Below are 387 nucleotides of genomic sequence, written 5' to 3' on the forward strand. Positions count from 1 at the left end.
TCTCAACAGGGTTCTGGACTTGCAGCTGGAATTCGATTCTGTGCACGCTGCATTCGTCGGTGCCTTCGATACCCCTGTCGCGCGCCGACTTCAAGCTGACGAGTACTCGGAAGATGCTCGGCGTCGCCTCCGTAACTTCGCAACCTCCATCGGGAAACTTTGATGAGCCATACCGACCACATTCTCAACGTCATGGGCGAGAAGATCAAACTCGCACCCGGGCTCGTCGAGCGTCTTGAATTCCAAAAAGAGTTTGAGGACGACTACGATGAAGCGACTCTCCGCCAGGTTCCGGCTCTGGCCACGAGCCCGGATACGGCGTTTGCCGTGCTCGACGACGGCACATTCGCGTTCCCCGGTATCGAGTCCGCGTTTCAAGTATGGAAG

Annotated in this window: 1 protein-coding gene; it reads left to right on the forward strand. The window is 57.1% G+C overall.

Going from position 1 to position 387, the window contains the following annotated elements; translation table 11 throughout:
• Positions 1-162: 162 nt before the first annotated feature.
• A partial coding sequence (locus tag AC1RPN_RS08545; protein ID WP_481763767.1) for a hypothetical protein occupies positions 163-387 on the forward strand: 225 nt, incomplete at its 3' end.

The sequence above is a fragment of the Dellaglioa sp. CoH-57-MRSF-20 genome (genome assembly GCF_056781955.1).